18 protein-coding genes and 4 tRNA genes are annotated in these 22469 nt (G+C 40.9%); 7 read left to right on the top strand and 15 right to left on the bottom strand.

All coding sequences use genetic code 11. The annotated features are described in order from the left end of the window. The coding region (gene purD / locus QNK26_RS06745) for a phosphoribosylamine--glycine ligase (RefSeq protein ID WP_319221719.1) at window positions 1-780 on the top strand (780 nt) is incomplete at its 5' end. A 137-nt stretch (window positions 781-917) separates the two neighbouring features. Here the strand turns inward: purD and QNK26_RS06740 are convergent. Then, on the bottom strand, window positions 918-2408 hold the full coding sequence (locus QNK26_RS06740; RefSeq protein ID WP_319221718.1) for a Na+/H+ antiporter NhaC family protein: 1491 nt from the start codon (window positions 2406-2408) through the stop codon (window positions 918-920). A gap of 183 nt (window positions 2409-2591) precedes the next feature. Beyond that, a complete protein-coding gene (locus tag QNK26_RS06735; RefSeq protein WP_319221716.1) occupies window positions 2592-3965 on the bottom strand; it encodes a glutamine synthetase family protein in 1374 nt (457 codons plus the stop codon). A gap of 282 nt (window positions 3966-4247) precedes the next feature. Here QNK26_RS06735 and QNK26_RS06730 point away from each other — a divergent pair, with 282 nt between their 5' ends. The 4 genes from QNK26_RS06730 to QNK26_RS06715 all read left to right on the top strand — a co-directional run bounded on the left by QNK26_RS06730 (window position 4248) and on the right by QNK26_RS06715 (window position 8563). Next, window positions 4248-5036 carry a gamma-glutamyl-gamma-aminobutyrate hydrolase family protein gene (locus tag QNK26_RS06730; RefSeq protein WP_319221714.1) on the top strand — a complete coding sequence of 263 codons (789 nt, stop codon included), beginning with the start codon at window positions 4248-4250 and terminating at the stop codon, window positions 5034-5036. Window positions 5037-5045: 9 nt separating this feature from the next. Beyond that, window positions 5046-6398, top strand: a complete 1353-nt coding sequence (locus QNK26_RS06725) for an aspartate aminotransferase family protein (RefSeq protein WP_319221712.1) — start codon at window positions 5046-5048, stop codon at window positions 6396-6398. A 10-nt stretch (window positions 6399-6408) separates the two neighbouring features. Next, the gene (locus QNK26_RS06720; protein WP_319221710.1) at window positions 6409-7911 is read left to right on the top strand and encodes an aldehyde dehydrogenase; all 1503 of its coding nucleotides are present in this window, start codon (window positions 6409-6411) and stop codon (window positions 7909-7911) included. Window positions 7912-8020: 109 nt separating this feature from the next. After that, complete coding sequence (locus QNK26_RS06715; protein ID WP_319221709.1) at window positions 8021-8563, top strand: cupin domain-containing protein; 543 nt, start codon at window positions 8021-8023, stop codon at window positions 8561-8563. A gap of 143 nt (window positions 8564-8706) precedes the next feature. Here QNK26_RS06715 and QNK26_RS06710 read toward each other — a convergent pair whose 3' ends face one another. The 5 genes from QNK26_RS06710 to QNK26_RS06690 all read right to left on the bottom strand — a co-directional run bounded on the left by QNK26_RS06710 (window position 8707) and on the right by QNK26_RS06690 (window position 15174). Beyond that, window positions 8707-9306 (bottom strand): DUF4136 domain-containing protein, encoded by a 600-nt coding sequence (locus tag QNK26_RS06710; protein WP_319221707.1) that lies wholly within the window; start codon window positions 9304-9306, stop codon window positions 8707-8709. A gap of 95 nt (window positions 9307-9401) precedes the next feature. Beyond that, window positions 9402-9911 carry an S-ribosylhomocysteine lyase gene (gene luxS, locus QNK26_RS06705; protein WP_319221705.1) on the bottom strand — a complete coding sequence of 170 codons (510 nt, stop codon included), beginning with the start codon at window positions 9909-9911 and terminating at the stop codon, window positions 9402-9404. Between the two features lie 246 nt (window positions 9912-10157). After that, window positions 10158-11750 carry a glutamate--cysteine ligase gene (gshA, locus tag QNK26_RS06700; protein ID WP_319221703.1) on the bottom strand — a complete coding sequence of 531 codons (1593 nt, stop codon included), beginning with the start codon at window positions 11748-11750 and terminating at the stop codon, window positions 10158-10160. Between the two features lie 88 nt (window positions 11751-11838). Beyond that, window positions 11839-14715 carry a pitrilysin family protein gene (locus QNK26_RS06695; protein WP_319221702.1) on the bottom strand — a complete coding sequence of 959 codons (2877 nt, stop codon included), beginning with the start codon at window positions 14713-14715 and terminating at the stop codon, window positions 11839-11841. 39 nt (window positions 14716-14754) lie between these two features. Continuing rightward, window positions 14755-15174 (bottom strand): YqaA family protein, encoded by a 420-nt coding sequence (locus QNK26_RS06690; RefSeq protein WP_319221701.1) that lies wholly within the window; start codon window positions 15172-15174, stop codon window positions 14755-14757. A gap of 241 nt (window positions 15175-15415) precedes the next feature. Here QNK26_RS06690 and QNK26_RS06685 point away from each other — a divergent pair, with 241 nt between their 5' ends. Both QNK26_RS06685 and QNK26_RS06680 read left to right on the top strand, forming a co-directional pair. After that, on the top strand, window positions 15416-15583 hold the full coding sequence (locus tag QNK26_RS06685) for a hypothetical protein (protein ID WP_319221700.1): 168 nt from the start codon (window positions 15416-15418) through the stop codon (window positions 15581-15583). A 269-nt stretch (window positions 15584-15852) separates the two neighbouring features. After that, window positions 15853-16659, top strand: a complete 807-nt coding sequence (locus QNK26_RS06680; RefSeq protein ID WP_319221698.1) for an alpha/beta hydrolase — start codon at window positions 15853-15855, stop codon at window positions 16657-16659. A 77-nt stretch (window positions 16660-16736) separates the two neighbouring features. Here the strand turns inward: QNK26_RS06680 and QNK26_RS06675 are convergent. From QNK26_RS06675 to glnB, 8 genes are all read right to left on the bottom strand, one after another. Continuing rightward, window positions 16737-16828: transfer RNA gene (locus tag QNK26_RS06675), tRNA-Ser, on the bottom strand. Window positions 16829-16904: 76 nt separating this feature from the next. Further along, window positions 16905-16981 (bottom strand) — tRNA-Arg (locus QNK26_RS06670). Between the two features lie 69 nt (window positions 16982-17050). After that, a tRNA-Arg gene (locus QNK26_RS06665) sits at window positions 17051-17127 on the bottom strand. Window positions 17128-17212: 85 nt separating this feature from the next. Next, window positions 17213-17304, bottom strand: a tRNA-Ser gene (locus QNK26_RS06660). Between the two features lie 203 nt (window positions 17305-17507). Then, on the bottom strand, window positions 17508-17699 hold the full coding sequence (gene csrA, locus QNK26_RS06655) for a carbon storage regulator CsrA (RefSeq protein WP_006033372.1): 192 nt from the start codon (window positions 17697-17699) through the stop codon (window positions 17508-17510). Window positions 17700-17818: 119 nt separating this feature from the next. Further along, the gene (locus tag QNK26_RS06650; RefSeq protein WP_319221696.1) at window positions 17819-19039 is read right to left on the bottom strand and encodes an aspartate kinase; all 1221 of its coding nucleotides are present in this window, start codon (window positions 19037-19039) and stop codon (window positions 17819-17821) included. Window positions 19040-19176: 137 nt separating this feature from the next. Further along, entirely contained in the window at window positions 19177-21798 is a 2622-nt protein-coding gene (alaS, locus tag QNK26_RS06645) for an alanine--tRNA ligase (RefSeq protein ID WP_319221694.1), read from the bottom strand. A 235-nt stretch (window positions 21799-22033) separates the two neighbouring features. After that, a complete protein-coding gene (gene glnB / locus QNK26_RS06640) occupies window positions 22034-22372 on the bottom strand; it encodes a nitrogen regulatory protein P-II (RefSeq protein ID WP_019442300.1) in 339 nt (112 codons plus the stop codon). Window positions 22373-22469 lie beyond the last annotated feature (97 nt).

The following is a 22469-nucleotide window of genomic DNA, read 5'->3' as shown; positions in this document are numbered from 1 at the left end:
ATGCTTGAAGGCAATAAATTTGGTGATGCTGGCGCACGTGTTGTGGTTGAAGAATTCCTGACAGGTGAAGAAGCTAGTTTCATTGTCATGGTTGATGGCGAGAATATTCTTGCGCTAGCAACAAGCCAAGATCACAAAGCACGTGACAATGGCGATAAAGGGCCAAACACAGGAGGCATGGGTGCTTACTCACCAGCACCAGTGGTAACACAAGCGGTACATGATTTTGCAATGAACGAAGTTATTCGTCCAACTGTTGATGGCATGAAAGCAGAAGGTAATACCTACACAGGTTTCCTTTACGCGGGTCTAATGGTTGCACCTGATGGCACTGCTAAAGTACTTGAATATAACTGTCGTTTTGGCGACCCTGAAACACAACCTATCATGATGCGTTTGAAATCAGATCTTGTTGAACTTTGTCTTTCCGCTGTTGCAGGTAAACTAGATACAGTAACGGCTGATTATGACGAACGCGCTGCTGTTGGAGTGGTGATTGCCGCTGGCGGCTATCCTGCTGACTACGCAAAAGGCGATATCATCACCGGTCTACCACAAGCTGATTCAACGGAAAGTAAAGTTTTCCATGCTGGTACCGCATTGCAAGGTGACAATATTGTGACTAACGGCGGCCGTGTGCTTTGCGCGACAGCACTGGGTAACACAGTGACTGAAGCACAAGCGAATGCTTATAAGCTAGCTGCGCAAATAAATTGGCAAGGTGCTTTCTACCGCACTGATATTGCTTACCGTGCTATCGATCGTGAAAACCAAAAATAAGGCATTAAATAGAACACTAATTAAAAGCGATGAATAATAGCTTTAATTAGTCCTTTTAATGTTATAAAAATGAGCAACTTAGGTTGCTCATTTTTGTTTGTGCAATACGGAATGGCCTATGGCTATAAAACGCTTTTTTACGCCATGCTATAACCGAAGAACAACAGTGTTATGAGCGTTAATAACGCTGCAATCATAGTATAAGGAAACTGAGTTATTGCATGCTGCATCGGCGTACAACCAGAGCCTTGTGCGGATAATACCGTTGCATCACTATAGAAACAGGCATGAGAACCGAATGCTGACGCCGATAATAGTGAACCAACAACCAAAGGCATGGATAGATCAAATGTTTGTGCCATTGGGATCACAATCGGTAATGAGATAACAAATACTCCCCAACTTGAGCCTGTAGCAAATACAATCACCGCCATCACAACAAAGATGATCGCTGGTAATAGTTCTTTGGTCATGTATGGAGCAATGGCATCAATGATATAAGTAGTCATCCCCAATGAATCATTGATTTCTTTCACCATAAAGCCAGCACAAACCACAGCAATCGGATGTAACATAATTTTGAAACCATCCAGCATAGATTCAACTAACTCCTCAAATGTAAGTAAGCGCTGTACAAAATACAAGATCATGGTAAATAAGGATGCAACCAGCGCACCTAATAACAGATCTATTTCATAATAAACACTTGCCCCAACTAATACCGCCATTGGCAGGAAGAAGTTCAATAACCCCATATTGGTTGACACTTTCTTGATCTTCGAGGTATCAAACTCAGGCAGCTTAATATCATCAGGCACTGGTTGCCCTGCTTGAGCTCGTTCTTCAGCAACTTTCATTGAACCAAAATCTTTTAAGTAGCCCATAGCAACCAACCAAACAACAAACAATGCCATCCAGCCATACGCCATGTAAGGAATCGACTCAATATAAAGCGACATCCCCTGACCGGCAGCAGTTGCCCCATTTTCCTCTAACAAAGCCGCAAAATACACAGCCCAAGTTGAGATCGGTACAATAATACAAACAGGTGCCGCAGTTGAATCAACAATAAAAGCTAATTTTTCACGCGAAATACCGAAACGATCTGTCATCCCTTTCATCGAGGATGATACGGCTAAAGAATTCAAGTAATCATCAATGAATACCATAATCCCAAGACCCGCTGTTGTTAATAAGGTGCCGCGCTTTGTCTTTATCCTCCCAGCGAGAAAATCGCCAAAACTAAGGACACTGCCACCTCGCTCTAACATATTAATCAAACCGCCCATCATGCCACACACTAAAATAATCCAAGCGATAGTTTCATCCATCATCACTTTAGTCGAGATCTCACCTAAACGAGAGAACACAGTATTGGGGTCTAATAACAATAAGCCTGCAACGATACCAGCAAAAATACCTTCCAACGCCTTACGTGTTTTGATTGCCGTAAATAATATTAATGCCACCGGCAATATACTCAAAAATCCGTATGATTCACCTTCAACATGAGTTGTTGATAAAAATGCGAATACAGCCATGATGCTGCCATATAATAACAATGAATTTTTTAACTCTGAGGTTCCCTTTTCCTTGGGTGGTAGCGATGTACTCTGTATGTCTGTCATAATCATTCCTTTCGTTATTGTTAACTTGTTATGACCAGTATTTTCGCTATGGGTAGATCCTCTAAACACTCTACTCGATACCTTACTGCGGTTGTCGCTTAACTGCCTTGATAAACAACTGTTAATAAAAATACTGAACGATTTTACTAATAAGACCTAACCTGCTATTTCAACATTGCGAACTTAAACGTTATTGAGATACCAAAGAGTTTCTAATTCGGTAATGTGGGTATCAAACTGTATTAACTCCTGCTCTTTTGCCGCTAAATAAATATCAATAAACTCTTTGCCGAGATATTCGCTCAATGCACTATCTTGCTTCAAGATAGCTACCGCCTGAGGTAACTTGGTGGGCAATGACTCCGCATTACTATCAAAAGCATTGCCAATACTTGGCGAACACAAAGGTTTATTTTTATTGGTTAAGCCATGATGTATCGACGCTAAAATCACACTCATCACTAAATAAGGGTTGGCATCAGCTCCTGCAACGCGATGCTCTATCCGAGTTGCAGCTTTGCCACCAGAAGGAAGGCGCAAGGCCACAGTGCGATTATTCAACCCCCAATTTAGAGATGTAGCCACATAGAACTGAGGTTGAAAACGACGGTAAGAATTTACATTTGGGCATAAGATAGGCATGGATGCGGGTAGAAATTCAAGCAAACCAGCAATCGCATATTCAAGTTGCGAGCTATATGCTTTATTTTCATCAGCAAAAATATTAGATCCCGCTTCATCAAGTAAACTCACATGCACATGCATGCCACTGCCCGCTTCATCACTGTAAGGTTTCGCCATAAATGAAACATCAAAGTCATGTTTATCCGCAATCGCTTTAATAATTCGCTTCAACAAAATAGCGTTATCGCAAGCTAATAAAGGATCTGCTTGATGTTTTAGGTTTATTTCAAATTGTCCAGGTGCGCATTCAGAAACCGCGGTATCTGCTGGTACTTGCTGCTCTTTACAGGCTTTATTTACATCATCTAAGAACGCGGTGTAATCAGCGATGGTATCAACCGAGTAAACTTGAGTATGTACATCGCGTTTGTGCGTTTTTGGAGAAATCGGGGCTTGTGGACGACCATGGCTATCTCTATTTTTATCAAATAGATAAAACTCGAGCTCAACAGCAACCACGGGGGTCAATCCTAACGGAGACATTTTGTTGCAAATATTGGTCAGGATATGACGAGGGTCAGCATGAAATGGTTCCCCGTTCTGATGATACATACTTAACAATACTTGCGCTGTTGGTCGTTGATGCCAACTAGCAGCATGTAAAGTATTTGCTACTGGCTTGCACACCATATCAGGTTCACCGATCTCGATCCCAAGACCACAAGATTCCACCGTTTCACCTAAGATATTCATCGAAAATATTGACGCGGGTAAATTAACACCGTCTTGATATATTTTCTTAATCGCGCAATGTTCAACCCGCTTACCCCTTGCTATGCCATTGAGATCGGAAATGAGTAAATCAATTGATTCGATCTCAGGATAATTAGATAAAAACTCTTCAGCTTCCTGCACGTGACCATGTTCGGACATATAAACTCCTTAATTAACGCCTTTAAAGCATACGACATCGTTGTTTTCAAAAAGGCTAAGTGAAGAAAATACTCTTCACAACGAGAACAATTAAAGGTGACAAGTCGTCACATGTCAACGCGACATTTAACTTAAATTAAACAAGTGTGAAACATTGCGATGGGGTTAACCACTTTAAAACCTCGTTATTGTTAATTATTTTGATTAAAACTAGATTGTAGTTCTAACATTTACCGTAACTTAAATTTAACACTAGACAGCACTATGGGAGTAAGCATCAATATGAGCGATAAAAATAAGCCACACAAAAAACCCTTAGTTGGCATCCCTTGTTGTAGTAATAAATTAGGTATTCACGATTTTCAGATGGTCGCTGATAAATATATCAATGCAGCTATCACTTGCAGTGAAGTAGTACCGATCTTAATACCAGCATGGGAAAGTTCAGCATTAGCTTTATTGTCTCACTTAGATGGCCTTTATCTCACGGGGAGTTATTCCAACATGGAACCACACAACTACGGAGAGGATGAATTAGCAGAACCGATGCCCAGAGATAGCCGGAGAGATCAAATCAATCTTGCCCTCATAAGAGCTGCATTAGAGTTAAAGATGCCAGTACTGGGAGTATGCCGAGGGTTTCAAGAAATGAATGTTGCATTAGGTGGCAGCCTACATCAGCAACTGTTTACGCTGCCCGAGATGATCGAACATCGAGAAGTTAAAGGTGCTGCGATAGATGCACAATATGATATTGCTCATGCCATTGACTTAATCCCATCAGGGCTACTAGCAGACCTGATGAGGGCAGATGTCAATCCGAGTGAGTTACAACAACAAATAAACTCTTTACATGGACAAGGAGTGGCTCGCTTGGCAAGCAGCTTAAAAATTGAAGCGACTGCGCCAGATGGGCTAATTGAAGCATTTTCATTGGCAAGTAATGCCAGTTATTACTTGGGATTACAGTGGCATCCAGAATGGCAAGTTGAGCGTAATCCATTTTATACACAAATCTACCGAAGTTTTGGCGTCGCATGTGCAAAATTTCAATCACAAAAAACCAATTAAGAGGTCGTTATGTCAGAATTAGCAAACTTACAATCTTTAGATAGCAAACATTTTATTCACCCATTTACCGATCACAATGCGTTAGCGAAAGCTAAAACAAGGGTAATAAGCAAAGCCAGCGGTATCTATATTTATCAACAAGATGATCAGCCTATCTTAGATGGTATGTCTGGTTTATGGTGCTGTAACCTTGGTTACGGTAGAACTGAAATTGCAGATGCCGTTAGCTCACAATTAGCTCAGTTACCTTTCTATAACAGCTTTTTTCAATGTTCACACGCACCAGCGATCGAACTATCACAACGCTTAGCTGAAGTCGCGCCAGCACAATTAAACACTGTGTTTTATACCAATTCAGGTTCTGAAGCCAATGATACTATGATCCGGTTTGCTCATCGTTATTGGGATTTAAAAGGCAAACCAAATAAGAAAACCATCATTAGTCGCCATAACGGTTACCACGGCAGTACCATTGCAGGAGCTTCCTTAGGTGGTATGAGTTTCATGCATGATCAATTTAAAGGTGTCGATTATATTGAACACATCGATCAACCTTATTGGTTTGGTGAAGCTAATGGCCAAGAAGAAAGTACTTTTGGCCTCCAAGTTGCCCAGCAGTTAGAGCAAAAAATTCTCGAACTCGGGATAGATAATGTCGCCGCATTTATTGCTGAACCAATCCAAGGGGCGGGTGGTGTGATCATTCCTCCAGCAAGTTACTGGCCAGAAATCCAACGCATTTGTGATCATTATGAAATATTACTTGTGGCTGACGAAGTGATCTGTGGTTTTGGACGCTTAGGCACGATGTTTGCCAGTGAATACTTCAATATAAAACCTGATTTTATCTGCTTTGCTAAAGCTGTAACTAACGGTTATCAACCTTTGGGTGGCGTGTTAATTAGCGATCGTGTGGCAGATGTTATTAAAGATGCAGGTAATGATTTCGCACATGGCTTCACCTATTCAGGTCACCCAGCCTCTTGCGCAGCAGCCATTGCGACGTTAGATATCTTAAAGAATGAAGACATCATCAACAAAGTTAATACCGATATTGGTCCTTACTTTCAATCTCGTTGGCAGCAACTAGGTGAACACCCACTCATTGGCGAAGCCAGAAGTATAGGCATGCTTGGCGCCATTGAACTTGTTGCTGATAAAAATAATAGTACTCGCTTCGCAAATGGTATTGCTGGCCCGACTTGCCGCGATCAGTGTGTCAAAGTTGGCTTAGTTATGCGCGCTGTTGGCGATACTATGGTCGTTGCGCCACCGTTAGTGATGACACATACAGAAGTTGATGAGTTGTTTAATAAAGCATGGCAAGCCCTCGATCTAACCGCTGCAGCACTAGCAAAATAAGGAATAAGACATGACACTGTTAACCTATCTACAATGGCAACAAAAAGCGAGCGAGTTAAACATTAACGGCAATGCCTACATCAACGGTGAATATACCCAGGCCATTTCAGGATTAACATTCAAATGCATTAACCCCGCAAACGGTGAATGCCTCGCTGAGATAGCTCGTTGTAATAAAGATGATGTAAAGCTTGCTGTGAGTATCGCCAAGCAAACTTTTGAATCGGGTGTTTGGTCAAGCCAAACCCCTGTTGCACGTAAAAAAACATTACAAAAATTTGCCGCTTTATTACAAGAAAATGCGCAACAACTTGCGCTGCTAGAAACACTTGATATGGGTAAGCCAATCAGTGAAAGCCTTAATGTCGATATTCCCAGCGCGATCAATTGTGTGAATTGGTACGCTGAAGCGATTGATAAAATTTATGATGAAGTGGCACCAACACCTGAAGATCAAGTCGCATTCATTACTCGCGAAGCCATCGGCGTTGTCGCTGCTATTGTACCGTGGAACTTTCCACTGCTTATGGGAAGTTGGAAATTTGCCCCCGCTCTCGCTGCGGGTAATTCGGTGATTTTAAAACCTTCAGAAAAATCTCCTCTCACGGCGATTTTTATTGCTCAATTAGCCGAACAAGCTGGACTACCGCAAGGTGTATTCCAAGTACTCCCAGGCTTTGGCCATGAAGTTGGTGAAGCATTGGCGCTCAGTGAAGATGTTGACTGTTTAGTGTTTACGGGATCAACCACAGTCGGAAAAAGGCTAATGGAATATTCAGGGCAATCAAACATGAAGCGTGTTTGGGTTGAAGCCGGTGGTAAGAGCCCAAATATCGTATTTGCCGATTGTATCGATCTAAAGAAAGCCGCAGAAGCTGCAGCTTGGGGTTGTTTTTATAACCAAGGTGAAGTTTGTGTGGCCGGTACTCGATTATTAATCGAAGAGTCGATAAAAGCTGAATTCATGCCACTGCTCGTCGCCGCATGTCAAGATATTCAACCCGGAGATCCATTAGATCCAGCAACGAGCATGGGCGCTATCGTTGATGATCACCAGCTCAACCAAGTCTTACATTATATCGACATTGGTAATGAGCAAGGCGCTAATATCATCACTGGTGGTCAACAGAGTATGCAGCAGACAGGTGGCTATTTCCTTGCTCCGACAATCTTTGACAACGTTGATAACAAAATGTGTATAGCCCAAGAAGAGATTTTCGGCCCTGTAATGGCGGTTATTAGCTTTACCGATGCAGCGCAAGCAATCACAATTGCCAATGATTCTAAATTTGGCCTTGCCGCTGGTATTTGGACTGCTGATTTAAATAAGTCTCACAAAGTCGCTAAGGCATTACGTGCCGGCTCTGTATGGATCAATAATTACAATGGCGGTGATATGACGGTTCCTTTCGGCGGCTTCAAACAATCTGGCAATGCGCGTGATAAATCACTGCATGCCTTAGATAAGTATACAGAATTAAAAACTACATTAATTCAATTAGAAGTCGAATAAGTTGCATAATCTGCGTCAATGTTGAATATTTACTACCTATTTGTCACAATATTGCATACTATTATCAACCAATGGACAGTATGCAATATTTAACGATAGGGAATTATAAATGGAAGTCGGTGACAGGCTCAAAAAAATTCGTCAAATGCACGGCTTATCGCAACGAGAATTAGCCAAACGCGTTGGTCTTACAAATAGCACGATCTCTATGATTGAGCGCAACACGGTTAGCCCTTCAATCAGCTCTCTAAAACGTATCCTCAGTGGCATCTCCATGTCTATCACCGAATTCTTTACTCTCGATTTTGAACAGCAAAGCCAAGTGGTATTTAAAGCTGATGAATTAATTGATATTGGCGGTGATGGGGTCGAGTTAAAGTTAGTTGGCTGTAACGATAGCAATGCACAATTAGCCTTTCTAATCGAAAAATATGAGCCAAATGCTAAAACGGGTACTGAAATGATCAGTCACCCAGGTGAAGAAGCGGGCACCATTATCGAAGGTAACATTGAAATAACAGTTGCAGGTCAAACTTATAAATTGACTAAAGGTGATAGCTACAAATTTTCAACTCAGCTTCCACACCAATTTATCAATCGCTCTAAAAAAGTGTGTAAGATCATCAGCGCACACACACCTCCTAGCTTCTAATTTATAACCACAGAAAGTGAATAACTAAAGAATAAATAAATCCATAGACTCAACAGCATTAATGGCGCTCATCACACTGTATACATAGTGTGATGAGCGCCATTAATGTTTAAGATCCAACGTATGGTTACTACTGAGTCTTATTATTTACCTGCCTTGGGCGGAAATTTGACTAAGATATTCTTTACTATTTCTGCAACTAATTTATCCATCTCAGCCGCATCGCTCGATTCAGGTAGACGTTTACTACCAATGCCACGCCAAATTAACTCTAAGCTCTTCGGATCAATCACATCGACAATTAAGCTGCCTTGTTGATACTCATCAACACGCGTTTCGGTATGCGCACTCAATGACATACCACGGTGTCCATAACCAACACCCCAACCCCAACTTGGGCCATAACCAGAATAATTATCATAACTACGGATATCAGTTTTCTTTTCCGAGGTAATATTATAATTCACATAAAAATCGGGGGCTGTAGAAAAACTAAAACCTTGGGCAACCAACTGTTTGTCGATGGCTTTAGTAAGGCGAACATCCATAATACGGTTGTTCAGATAGACACTTTCTTTTTCAATCTTCGCAGACTGAGGTAACCAGTTAAAATGTTTCAACGCGGTAAAATCGGCATCTTGGTCATAATCAGTACTTACTTTAACGCTTGAGCATGCTGTTAATAGCAAACTAAATAATGCAACTAAATAAGCTTTTTTATTAATCTGTAGTCGTGCTTTCATAAGCCCTCCTCGTTATTAAATACAACCTGTTATTCAATACTGTCGATAATTAATTGCTGTCGATAAAAAGGCGACTCAATCGTCGCCTTTCATTATTACAATTTATTCAGAATTTCATCTGCCAACAGTAAATCATCGTTTTGATTCACACCAATTCCAGCGCTAATAATCGCTTGGGCAATCTGCTTCGCTTCATCTAACGAATGCATCAAGTAAGTGCCGCATTGATATTCGTTTAACTCTGGGATCGCATTTTGATCTTTAACGGTAAGCACATCCTGCATCGCTGCTAACCAAGCATCAGCAACTTGCTGCTCTGTCGGCGCACCAATCAAACTCATGTAAAAACCGGTACGACAACCCATTGGCGAAAGGTCAATAATCTCTACCGTTGCTGAATTAAGATGATCTCGCATAAAACCAGCATAAAGATGCTCTAAAGTATGAATGCCCTTTTCACTTAAGATTTCTTTATTGGGTACACAGAAACGCAGGTCAAAGACAGTGATAGTATCTTTGCTTGGTGTTGCCATCGTTTTGGCAATTCGTACTGCAGGTGCATTCATGATGGTATGGTCAACGGTAAAACTATCCAGTAATGGCATTATTAACACTCCTTGGAAATAATTTAATAAACAAATAATAATTTTATGAACCATTGCTTAATGCTGTAGTCAGATTAAGTGCAAGAGTTGTTTTTTTCATTTTTTGGGAGCCCTATTAAGGCTCCTTTTTTTTATCTATTTTTCAACTTTACAATTATTTATGAAGCATAACTGCATCCTGTAGTCAGATTCATTGCAAGAGTTGTTTTTTCATTTTTTGGAGCCCTATTAAGGCTCCTTTTTTATCTACTTTTCAGTTTTAGTAAAATATTCAGTTAAAAACATATCAAAATCAAGAGTATCAGCGGCTTCAATCTGCTGTTGTTCGGCAACAGACTGCTGCTGCATTTGCGCAAAGTAAACATCATCCCACTGGCCATAATCCGTGGCTAATAATTCTTTTTTATATTTATTGGCTAAACCTAAAATAAAATCATTATGCTCAAGCCCTTGTTCTTTCATTGTGCTTAGTACTTGGCCTGACAATAATGCTTGAGGATCACGAATTAGTGCCTGCTGTTCGCTTACGGCTTGAGCAAAGTGACTTGCTGCCGTATCAGTGGCTAATTGCGCACCATCTAATAGCTGTGCAACTTGCTGAACTTCAGCGAGAATATCTGTAGCAGCATCAGTCAATACACGTGACTGACCATCGAGCTGTAATGTTAGACCAGGCTTACGCCCTTCCATCACCACTTTGCTGCTGTTATCACGACATATCATCATTTCATCTGTAGTCATCGGCGCTGAAGGTTGTAATGCCATCCACACGAGCAGGCTATCTAATACCGACATCTGTGCGGTTGTAATACCCGTTGCGGTGAATGGATTCACGTCCAGAGACCGGATCTCAATATATTCGATACCTCGTGCCGCTAATGCATCAGATGGTTTTTCAGTTGATTTTGCAACTCGTTTAGGCCTAATTGGCGCATACAATTCGTTTTCAATTTGCAGCACATTGTCATTCAACTGGCGATATTTACCGTCAACTTTAATACCTATATTGGCAAACTCTGGCGCTTTAGTTTTAATCGCTTTTTTTAAGCTGTCGGTATAGTTAGCAAGCGTATTGTGGCAAATAACTAAATCATCTTGCGCGTTATTGGTATAACCCAAATCACTCATGCGTAATGACGTTGCATACGGCATATATAGCGTATTTTCACCCAGGGATGAAAACGGAGTTTGCTTTTCTGCCGGTAAGAATGAACGGTTTAATGCTGGCGATGCACCAAATAAATAGGGCACTAGCCAACCAAAACGGTAAAAATTACGAATAAGTCCCATATAGCTATGAGAAATAAAATCTTGTAGTTCGCCAGTTTCACTTTTGAGATCATAAAGTGTTTGCCAGAACGTCATCGGCAATGACACGTTATAATGCAGGCCTGAAATGATTTGCATACTGCTACCATAACGGTGCTTGAGACCGATACGATAAGTATGCTTCATTTTTCCAGTATTCGATGAGCCATATTTTGCTAATGGGATATCATCTGCATCATCAACTTGGCATGGCATACTTGATGGCCAGAACAGCTCACCATCAAGATTTTTTGCTACATGACGGTGGATGTCGCTTAACTGCTGCTGTGCAGTAGCTGCGCTATCGCTAACCGGAGTAATAAATTCGAGTAAGCTTTCAGAATAGTCTGTGGTAATGTGCTGATGACTTAATGCCGAGCCAAACGCTGCAGGGTGGTCATTTTGAGATAAATCACCTGCTGTATTTACGCGTAAACACTCGCGTTCAATACCTCGAGTAATACCGTTAAGGGACTGTATATTGCTTGGCTCTGATAATTTTGAAACCAGAGATTCAAATGTAACGTTCAAATTAAATCCACCAATGAACTATATATAAAGTAGCACCTTAAAGATTGCACTATCAATGCGCCAACCTTTAAGGTTAATTTTAAGTCTATTATTTATCAAACAGATTAAAAACTTGGATATCTAAACCAAAATCTTTCACCTGTTTTTCAATCAACTGACGATCACCGACCACAATAACAGAAAATTGATCGCTCGATAAGTAAGTCTTTGCTAATGACTGAATTTCAGACTTATCCATGGTTTGAATAATCTGTGCTTGTTGATCGACAAAATCAGGTGATAAATCCAATAATAACAACTGCATTAAGAAATTAGACTTCTGCGCTGGCGTTTCATAAGACAGTGCTTCTTGCTGTGAAACGGCACTTTTCATGTAATTCAGTTCCGAGTCTGTAATACCATTGTCTGTATAACCTTTTAATTCTGTTAATGTTTCCTTAATAGCCTCGCCAGTGACTTCAGCACGAACATCCGCAGAGGCCGAGAAGTAACCGTATTCACGGTCAGCATAAAATCCGGTAGTCGCACCATATGTATAACCCTTGTCTTCACGTAAGTTCTGATTTAAACGGCTATTAAAATTACCGCCTAAATTAAAGTTCATCAGATTAGCTTTAAAGAAATTTCCGGTTACGTCATAAGGGATTGCAGGTGATACAACTTTAACCACAGATTGAACCGCATCCGGCTTATCGACAATATATAAGGTATTTGGTTGCCATAATGGCGCTTTGACAAGTGCTGGATAAGTCACAGCAGGTAAACGCGCGCCTTGCTGTAAGAAACCTAACGATTCAGTAATACTCTTTTCGCTCACATCACCAACCACGACTATTTTAGCTTCAGCCAAATTATAGTACTGCTGATAGTATGCAAGCACATCTTCACGTGTGAATGCGGCTTGATTTTTTAGCGAGCCTGATGATGGATTACCTGTGACACGTTCTTCACCGTATAAGATCCGCTGAGTAGCCAATTGTCCTAACCAACCAACGCGCTGTTTATTTTGTAATGAAGCTTGTTTTGACTGCGCTTTAATACGTATAAAGTCAGTATCTACAAAACCAGGTTTAAAGAGTTTCTCTTCTAATATAGCCAAGGTAGCAGGTAAGTTTTTAGATAGGCTATTTACGTTAATGACCGTGCCATAAAGACCTGCAGAAAAGTTAATGCTACTGCCCAATGATTGTAACTGGTCATTGAGTTCAGCCGAACTGTGTAGCACTGTAGACTGGTTCATCATCGCAGCCGTTAACTTAGCCACACCTTGCTGATCTAAACTTTCTACTCGTCGTCCACCTTTCAAGTTAATTTGGATGCTCACTGTCGGCGTTTCATCATATACCGTACCCAGAACTTGGATATCATTGGCTAATGACTGGCGCCATAAAGCCGGTAATGTTTGCACAGGGTTGCTACCCGCGCTTGGCATGATTGAACGATCAAAGCTATCTTGCGCTGTACGTACGGCAAGTGTTTTCGTTGGTGTAGTATTCAACTTATCAATATCACGCGGTGCAGGACTGAAAGTCGATTGGTGGGCGATATATTGTAATTGCCCCTTTGGTACCACGCTCATGATCACTTTTGGCTTGTTTTCGAGGTATTTTTGGTAAGCGACTAAGCCTTGCTCTGCACTAATATGGTTAAATACGGACAAACCTTTAGTTAAATAGTTAGGATCATTCATCAAGGTTTGCCCTAATGCTAACTCCTTGGCTTTACCAGCGACGCTCTGCATTCCAAATACTGTTGAACTTTCGATAATAGAACGTAAACGTGTAACTTCAGAATCAGCAATACCTTCAGCTGCCAGTGCCTTCATCGATGCATTAATTTTATCGAGCAAGGGAGCAAGCTCCATACCTTTAGCAGGATTAGGTTGGGTATAGATATCAAAGGTACAACTTAGCTCACTGCAGCTGTGATAAGCGGCAACAGAGGTCGCATAACCCGTTTCCACAAGATCTTTATATAACACCGAGTTTTTCCCCCCCCCCAAGGCATAAGCAAACAGATCCAGTGGCGCTTCGTCTTTATGTCCCATATACACGGTTGGATAACTCATATACAACATTGGCTGAGGTACATTGTCTTCTAAGGTGATATAACGGTCTTTATCCAGCGTTACTGGTGCAGGTTCGACGTCTTTTACTTCTGGACCTTTAGGGATACTCGCAAAATACTTGTTCACCCAAGCTAAAGTTTCTGTTTTATCAAATTTACCCGCGATGGTTAATGTTGCATTGTTTGGTCCATACCAACGTAAGAAAAACTGTTTTAAATCATTAACGTCTACACGATCTAAATCTTCAATATAACCAATTGGCTGCCAAGAATACGGGTGGTCTCGTGGATATAAGGCTTCACCAATGCGTTCGCCAAGTAAACCATAAGGACGGTTATCAACACGCTGTGAACGTTCATTTTTAACGGTCGCACGTTGGATCTCAAATTTACGCTGATCAACTGCATCCAATAAAAAGCCCATACGGTCTGCTTCTAGCCATAACATTTTTTCTAATTGGTTAGCAGGGACAGTTTGATAATAGTTAGTTCGATCTTGATTGGTACTGCCATTCATTGATCCGCCAGCTTCATTAACGATTTTAAAATGCTGTTGATCACCGACGTTTTTGCTACCTTGGAACATCATGTGTTCAAAAAAATGCGCAAAACCTGATTTACCGAGCTCTTCACGTGCAGAGCCGACATGGTAAGTCATATCAATATAGGTCAAAGGATCGGAGTCATCTTCATGTAAGATCACAGTAAGGCCATTGCTTAACTGGTATTTTTCATACGGAATTAATAAGCTGTCCGGGGTTTTAATTTGCTTATCGATGAGGGTTATTCCCGCAGGTAATGTCGCCACATCATTATCTTTATCTAGTAATGAGCAACCACCCAGTAACATTATCGAAGAGCTCAGTACTACAGCACTATAAAAAGCATTAAAACGCATCAAAAATTCCTCGTCCGTTTAAAATAAAATATAAAATCATTAGCTAACTGAACTCATAACCCAAATCAAAATTGCATAACGAATTGATTTACCGAGCATGATAGCGACAAAAGCAAGCAGCGGATTTAAACGTAACCAACCCGCTAATAAACAAAAAACATCACCAAAAATAGGTAACCAACTAAATAACAAGCTGCCCCAACCCCAGCGTTGGATCACATCATGCACACGGCGATAGTGCTTATTCGCAGAAAAATCGATGGGCTTTTTCGCATAGATGAAATAACCCATATAAAAAGTGAGAATAGATCCTAATACATTGCCACTGGTGGCCATCGCAAATAGTTGCCAATGTGACCACGACCCCTCGACCAGCATTGCGGTTAATAATATTTCCGAACTACCGGGTAAAATGGTCGCTGACGTAAAACTACTAAAAAATAATAACCAAAGACCCATTAAATCCTCTAAATTTCATTTACTCACGGTATGTCTAGTAAGAGAATTAAGTCACACTATATATTGAAGTTAGACGTATAATCAAAGTTAGGCATGCTAATATCATTGCTTAATGTACTTATCGACACATTAGTATATTTAACAGCACAGTAAATATTAAGTGTATAAGTAAAAGTAGTAGGACAGTTTAGCTACTATATAATTCAATAAACAGTGATTAATCGATACGTTGGGGACGTTTATGTTTAAATTTTTTTTATTACCTTTGATACTTAGCATCTTATGGATTGGCTTTTTGCAATACAACAACTGGACAATACAGCAAGGTAAAAAAGGATTTATCTACATTATCTGTGGCACCAGTGCCATTATCGCTTTTTTAAGCCTAATGATGTTTTTAACTCGATAAACACTACTATCACAGCAGTCACTCTTCACTGCTCTAGTGATTATCCCACCACTATCCCAACTAAATACACGACATCGATAGTTTGCAACACAGTGTTGTTTGATGACAGCTGCGTGATCTTAACGCTTAAAGAATAATAAAGTTGGAACCAGCTCGCAATCTAAGTGCATATGCATAGTTTTGAGATCAAAATAATGTAGAGTAATTACTCTATATTACTAACAACTCAAATTCTGCAACGATCAGCCTTGCAGTAATAAGGAATTACTATGACGAAAAAACTCAGTATTGGTGATGTTGACGTGCATATCGAAGGCACAGGGCAAGATACGATTATAATGATCCATGGTTGGCCAGATACTTACCGAGTATGGGATACCCAAGTTGCCGCATTAAAAGAGTCTTATCGCTGCGTACGTTTTACATTACCAGGCTACGCTACCGATAAACCACGAAAATATTATGATCTGCCAACAATACTGGAAACGATCGATGCCGTTGTGGATGAAGTTAACGAAGGAAAGCCTGTCACTTTATTAATTCATGACTGGGGGAGTTTCTTCGGTTATCAATATTACATGCGCAATAAATCTAAAGTAAGTAAAATTATTAGCATTGACATCGGTGATGCAGGCTCTCCAGACCACCTACTCAGTAATAAAGCTAAAGTATTTATGTTTGCCTATCAAATGTGGCTAGCAGCCGCTTGGAAGATAGGTGGCAAAACAGGTGATAAGATGACGCGCAAGATGGCAAAGGCATTAAATGCCCCTGGCGATCCAGAAAGCATCACCTCAGCAATGACGTATTCATACTATTGGAAATGGAGTCATACACTCACAGGACGTCCTTTAGGGAACCTGCCTGTTGATATTACCTGCCCTCTGCTGTTTGTTTACGGTAAAAATAAACCCGGTATGTTCCATTCTCAACAATGGGAAAATAAAATGGCGGCAATACCAGGTAATGAAGTCGTGGCATTTGATACCCGTCATTGGGTAATGACAGAGAAACCAGAGGCATTTAATCAATTAGCAAAAGACTGGTTGGAGTGCCATCAAAATGATCAACTCTAAACGAGTAGAGTGATTGGAGATATTAAGGTCGAATTTTAGACATAAAAAAACCGCAATTAAGCGGTTTTCTTATTTAATGGCGGAGAGGGAGGGATTCGAACCCTCGATGGGATTTAAAGCCCATACTCCCTTAGCAGGGGAGCGCCTTCGGCCACTCGGCCACCTCTCCACACAAACCCTATTATCATGAAAAACATCAACAATGTAAATAGTTACATCAGAACAATTCATAATAATATAATAAATGGTGCGGATGGGAGGATTCGAACCTCCGACCGCCTGGTTCGTAGCCAGGTACTCTATCCAGCTGAGCTACATCCGCACATAATTTGTTCTGTTAGGTTTTCGTTCTACAACGTCTAGTTTAAAATCTCTAGTTGATTTGAATAAATGGTGCGGACGGAAGGATTCGAACCTTCGACCGCCTGGTTCGTAGCCAAGTACTCTATCCAGCTGAGCTACGTCCGCACAACAATTATTTCTTACAACGTCCAAAAAGCTGACCCAAACACTATAACACATTTTCCAACATGTGATAGGAGCAGGACAACAATGGCGGAGAGGGAGGGATTCGAACCCTCGATGGGATTTAAAGCCCATACTCCCTTAGCAGGGGAGCGCCTTCGGCCACTCGGCCACCTCTCCGTGTTGTTGGCGCTCATAATACGGATACTGAAAAATAAGTCAAATGTTAATTATCCCCACCTCAACAACTGTTTAAGTTTCAAACAACAGAACCACTATTACAGCAGAAATGGAATGGAAGCCCCAAAATAGTCAAAAAACAGCTAAAAAAAAGGGCTTAGCTATAGCTAAACCCAATCTGTAATAATCTTTATTATTCTAATTTAGAAGTTGCCTTCAGGGCTTTCGCCTTTTTCTGCTTGAATTCGCATGTAGATCTCTTCACGGTGAACAGATACTTCTTTAGGCGCATTAACACCGATACGAACTTGATTCCCTTTAACACCTAGAACAGTAACAGTAACTTCGTCACCAATCATAAGCGTTTCACCAACACGGCGTGTCAATATTAGCATTAATATATTCCTCAACTAATTCAGTATATTTTGTTAAGCCACTTTTTATTCTATTAAAAGCTTCAATATAAAACAAGAAAAGAATAAATAAGACTTAATTTGTTGTTTATTCACTCAGTTTAAGCGACATCTAAGTTGAATGCAGCGTGCAATGCACGAACACCAAGCTCTAAATACTTCTCGTCAACGATCACCGAAATCTTAATTTCAGAGGTGGAAATCAACTGCATGTTGATTCCTTCGTTACCTAAAACCTCAAACATCGTCTTAGCGACACCAGGATGATTCCACATACCGACACCTACTATTGAAATTTTAGCAATACGATCGTTACCTTGCACATTTTTTCCAGATAATTCTACGCAAGTATTTTCCAAGAGTAGTTTCGCAGCTTGGTAATCATCACGATGAACCGTAAAAGTAAAATCAACTAGGCCGTCTTCACCATGTGGATTTTGTACGATAACATCGACATCAATATCTGCATCACCAATTGGCGCTAAGATACTTGCTGCGATTAAAGGTTCATCAGGAATACCTGATATAGTTAAACTTGCTTCATCACGATTAAACGCAATGCCAGATATGATTGCTGATTCCATTTTTACGTCCTCGTAAGTAATCAATGTCCCTTCACCTTCTTCAAATGAAGACAGTACGCGTAAAGGCACATTATATTTCCCTGCAAACTCGACTGAACGAATTTGTAATACTTTGGCACCTAAACTCGCCATTTCAAGCATCTCTTCAAAAGTGATGCAATCTAATTTCCGTGCGCGAGGTTCAACCCGAGGGTCGGTGGTATAGACGCCGTTAACATCAGTATAAATCTGACATTCATCAGCTTTCAGTACAGCTGCGATTGCAACTGCGGTGGTATCCGAGCCACCGCGACCGAGTGTAGTGATGTTATTACTTTCATCACGCCCTTGGAAGCCAGCGACTACGACTACTTTACCTTCATCTAGATGACGTTGTAAGTTGTCTGTTTCAACTGTTTTGATGCGAGCCTTACCATGGCTTTTATCGGTTTTCATTTGAACTTGATCGCCCGTCATTGATATCGCATCGACACCTGCTTTGTGCAGGGCGATGGTTAACAATGCGATAGTCACCTGCTCACCTGTTGAAACTAATACATCCATTTCTCTGCGATTCGCGTGCTCATCGAGCTCTTTCGCCATACCCAGTAAACGATTCGTTTCACCAGACATTGCCGACACGACCACAACTATTTGATTTCCCTGTTCACGAGATTTTTTCACTCGCTGGGCGACGGCTTCAATTCGTTCAATTGAACCAACTGAAGTTCCCCCATATTTTTGTACATACAACGCCACAACAAACTTCCTTTAATAACCTTTAAATTTATCACCGCCTGTGCTCAGAGCAAGAAGTAGGACTGCCTACCTCTTTTCGTTACACTGTTTATTTAAGCTTAGTTAACAACGATTAACAGCTAACTAACAGTCATGACTTACAGTTTTTCAGTTAACCACGGCGTCACTGATTCAAGTGCTGCAGGTAGTGCTTCAGGGTTTGAACCACCAGCTTGAGCCATATCTGGACGACCACCACCTTTACCGCCAACTTGCACAGCAAGGTAGCTTACTAGCTCACCGGCTTTTACTTTACCGATTAAGTCTTTAGTTACACCGGTAATCAGATTAACCTTACCTTCACTTGGAATACCAAGAACAATAATACCGCTTTGCAGTTTATTTTTCAGTTCATCCATAGAGCTACGTAATGACTTAGGATCAGCACCTTTTAGATTCGCCACAAGTACTTTAACACCATTAATCACCTTTATCTGGTCGATCAAGTTGGCATTTGCAGCACTAGCTACTTGCACGTTTAGTTTTTCAACTTCTTTTTCTAGACTACGATTACGGTCTAATACTTGGCTAACTTTCGCTGCCAGTGTATTTTGATCCGCTTTCACTAATCCTGCTGTTTCTTGCATTTTAGCCACAAGATCGTGTACATACGCTAATGCTGAATCACCGGTTACCGCTTCAACACGGCGTACGCCAGCAGCAATACCACTCTCAGACAAGATCTTAAAGAAACCGATGTCACCGGTACGTTTAACATGCGTACCACCACACAGCTCGATTGAGAAGTCACCCATACGTACTACGCGAACTTCGTCATCGTACTTCTCGCCGAACAATGCCATTGCACCCGCTTCACGCGCGGCATCAATGTCCATCACTTCAGTCACGACTTCGTGGTTAGCACGAATTTGTGCATTAACAAGGCGTTCAACTTCAAGTAGTTGCGTGGCAGTTACGCCTTCAAAGTGTGAGAAATCGAAACGTAAACGCTCAGGTAATACTAATGAACCTTTCTGTTGGACATTTTCACCAACAACTTTACGTAACGCTGCGTGTGCTAAGTGAGTTACTGAGTGGTTAAGGCCAATCGCTTTACGGCGACTAACGTCAACATCGGCGATAACGTGGTTATTAACTTCAATAACACCTGAAACAGTACCAAAGTGAACAACTGCGTTGCCCGCTTTTTTGGTATCAGTTACGGTAAATACAGCATCGCCCAGTTTAATTACACCTTGGTCGCCAGATTGGCCACCCGCTTCTGCGTAAAACGGTGTTTTATTTAAAACAATCGCGCCTGCTTGACCATCATTTAAGATTTCAACTTCAGCATTATCTCTGATTAACGCAACAATTTGCGCATCAGATGTCAGCGTTTGATAACCTAAGAATTCAGTGTTCGCATCGATTTTTAGCATCTCGTTGTAATCAGTGCCAAAGTTTGAACCTTGACGCGCACGATTACGCTGTTCTTCCATCGCAGCTTTAAAGCCATCTTCGTCAATCGTTAACTCACGTTCACGCGCGATATCAGCGGTTAAATCTGATGGGAAACCATATGTATCATATAATTTAAATACCACATCACCAGGAACTACCGAGCCTGTTAGCTGTGACAGTTCGTTATCTAGGATGTTCAGACCACGTTCTAATGTTTTACCAAACTGTTCTTCTTCGATAAGTAGGATTTTTTCAACAATTGCTTGTTGTTTTACTAGATCATCAGAAATGTCGCCCATCAGCTCAACCATCTTAGCAACAAGCTTGTTGAAGAATGGGCCTTTAGCGCCAAGTTTATTACCATGACGTACTGCACGACGAATAATACGGCGTAATACATAACCACGACCTTCATTTGATGGCATAACACCGTCAGAGATCAGGAAGCTACATGCACGAATGTGATCGGCAATCACGCGTAATGATTTGTTTTCTAAATCAGTCGTACCGATAAGCTCAGCGACGTGCTTGATTAAGCTTTGGAAGATATCGATTTCGTAGTTTGAGTGGACGTTTTGCATAATTGCAGAAATACGCTCTAGACCCATACCGGTATCAACAGATGGTTTTGGTAATTCCAGCATAGTACCGTCTGACTGACGGTTAAACTGCATGAATACTAAGTTCCAGATCTCGATGAAACGATCGCCATCTTCTTCTGGAGAACCCGGTACACCACCCCAAATATCTTCGCCATGGTCGTAGAATATTTCAGAACATGGACCACATGGACCGGTATCACCCATTGACCAGAAGTTGTCTGATTCAAATTTCTTCTCTGGTGATTTGTCACCAATACGGATGATTTTATCTTCTGGCACGCCTACTTTGTCAGCCCAGAATGAAAATGCTTCATCATCACTTTCGTAAACAGTAACCAGTAATTTCTCTTTTGGTAATTTCAGAACAACCGTTAAGAATTCCCATGCAAATAAGATCGCATCTTCTTTAAAGTAATCACCGAAGCTGAAGTTACCTAACATTTCAAAGAATGTATGGTGACGCGCTGTATAACCGACGTTATCTAAGTCATTGTGTTTACCACCAGCACGTACACAGCGTTGTGACGTTGTAGCACGTGTGTATGAACGTTGTTCTGCACCGAGGAATACGTTTTTAAATTGGTTCATGCCCGCATTTGTAAATAACAAAGTTGGATCATTAGCAGGAACAAGTGAACTACTTGTGCCTTTGTTGTGCCCTTTTTCGGCAAAATAATCAAGAAACGCGTTGCGGATCTCAGCTGTAGACATTGTCATGTAATTGTCCTGGGTGCTTGAATTATGAGCGATTGTTTAGATTAAATAATATAAACGGATCTGTTAATGAAGTGATTATACCCAAACTACGTCAAAATGCTAACTCAGAGAAGCCCTTGGCGCGCTATTTATGTACGGTTATAAGCTCTATCAGTAAAAAAAAGACACCGAACATAAATGCTCGGTGTCTTGTAGAAATAGTGACGATATTAGCGGTTAATTTCGCCTGTAATGATCAAATAGCTTCTTCGTTTTCTTCACCAGTACGGATACGGATCACGCGTTCTACAGCGGTAACAAAAATCTTACCATCGCCGATTTTACCGGTATGCGCAGTTTCAACGATAGACTCAATGCATGCATCAACGTCATCATCTTGCACAATAAGATCAAGTTTTACTTTAGGTAAGAAATCCACCATGTATTCAGCACCACGGTAAAGTTCAGTGTGACCTTTTTGACGGCCAAAACCTTTAACTTCAGATACTGTCATACCTGTAATGCCGATTTCAGCAAGAGCTTCACGTACATCGTCAAGTTTAAACGGTTTAATAATCGCTTCAATTTTTTTCATTATCTGTCCCTGTTAGCCCCTAAATATAACTCTTAGCATACCTAAGCAAATTGAAATTGCCAATCAGACGAGCAATTAAATCGATGAAATGGCTAAA

This window comes from Moritella sp. (assembly GCF_033791185.1).
GTDB lineage: Bacteria > Pseudomonadota > Gammaproteobacteria > Enterobacterales > Moritellaceae > Moritella.
This window is presented reverse-complemented; position numbering and strand designations above follow the sequence as displayed.

Coding starts and splice junctions, on each gene's coding strand:
- QNK26_RS06740 (WP_319221718.1), bottom strand. CDS start 2,408: ATGACAGACATACAGAGTACATCGCTACCACCCAAGGAAAAGGGAACC.
- QNK26_RS06735 (WP_319221716.1), bottom strand. CDS start 3,965: ATGTCCGAACATGGTCACGTGCAGGAAGCTGAAGAGTTTTTATCTAAT.
- QNK26_RS06730 (WP_319221714.1), top strand. CDS start 4,248: ATGAGCGATAAAAATAAGCCACACAAAAAACCCTTAGTTGGCATCCCT.
- QNK26_RS06725 (WP_319221712.1), top strand. CDS start 5,046: ATGTCAGAATTAGCAAACTTACAATCTTTAGATAGCAAACATTTTATT.
- QNK26_RS06720 (WP_319221710.1), top strand. CDS start 6,409: ATGACACTGTTAACCTATCTACAATGGCAACAAAAAGCGAGCGAGTTA.
- QNK26_RS06715 (WP_319221709.1), top strand. CDS start 8,021: ATGGAAGTCGGTGACAGGCTCAAAAAAATTCGTCAAATGCACGGCTTA.
- QNK26_RS06710 (WP_319221707.1), bottom strand. CDS start 9,306: ATGAAAGCACGACTACAGATTAATAAAAAAGCTTATTTAGTTGCATTA.
- luxS (WP_319221705.1), bottom strand. CDS start 9,911: ATGCCATTACTGGATAGTTTTACCGTTGACCATACCATCATGAATGCA.
- QNK26_RS06695 (WP_319221702.1), bottom strand. CDS start 14,715: ATGCGTTTTAATGCTTTTTATAGTGCTGTAGTACTGAGCTCTTCGATA.
- QNK26_RS06690 (WP_319221701.1), bottom strand. CDS start 15,174: ATGGGTCTTTGGTTATTATTTTTTAGTAGTTTTACGTCAGCGACCATT.
- QNK26_RS06685 (WP_319221700.1), top strand. CDS start 15,416: ATGTTTAAATTTTTTTTATTACCTTTGATACTTAGCATCTTATGGATT.
- QNK26_RS06680 (WP_319221698.1), top strand. CDS start 15,853: ATGACGAAAAAACTCAGTATTGGTGATGTTGACGTGCATATCGAAGGC.
- csrA (WP_006033372.1), bottom strand. CDS start 17,699: ATGCTAATATTGACACGCCGTGTTGGTGAAACGCTTATGATTGGTGAC.
- alaS (WP_319221694.1), bottom strand. CDS start 21,798: ATGACAATGTCTACAGCTGAGATCCGCAACGCGTTTCTTGATTATTTT.
- glnB (WP_019442300.1), bottom strand. CDS start 22,372: ATGAAAAAAATTGAAGCGATTATTAAACCGTTTAAACTTGACGATGTA.